Source organism: Pseudomonas sp. PME37.24/025, from assembly GCF_055556615.1.
This window is the reverse complement of sequence record NZ_JBVHNK010000044.1, coordinates 1-434: the sequence shown is the minus strand read 5'-3', so window position 1 is coordinate 434 and position 434 is coordinate 1. Positions and strand designations below refer to the sequence as shown.

The window sequence follows — 434 nt, the reverse complement described above, 5'->3', positions numbered from 1 at the left end:
TAAACCACGGTGCCGCCTTCGGCCACAGTGCTGGTCGCGGTGAGGTTCACGGTCGAGGTGTCGATGGTATCGGTCACATCGGTGACCGCCGCCGCCGGGTTGGTCGCCAGGTTCTCAAAATTGCCGCCCGCAGCGTCCTTGATGGTCACTTCGACTTGGCCGGCGTCCTTGTAGACGTCGTCCTTCGGCGCGTCGACGGTCACGGAGCCGCTGGTGGCGCCGGCGGCGATGGTGATCACGGCGCCGTTGCTCAGCGTCACGGTGACCGGAGTGCCGGCGGCGTTGGTCAGGGTCGCCGTGTAGGTGATCTGGCCGCCTTCATCCACTGCACTGGTGGCAGTCAGCGACAGGTTGGTCGTGTCCTGGGTGTCAGTGATCGAGGTGTCGGCCGACTTGCCGTCAACTTCCAGCTTTTCGTAATTGCCGCCCTTGGC

The 434-nt window shown here is 64.7% G+C and carries 1 protein-coding gene; it reads right to left on the bottom strand.

Going from position 1 to position 434, the window contains the following annotated elements:
* A partial coding sequence (locus ACZ3HH_RS29410) for an immunoglobulin-like domain-containing protein (protein ID WP_465810026.1) occupies nt 1-434 on the bottom strand: 434 nt, incomplete at both ends.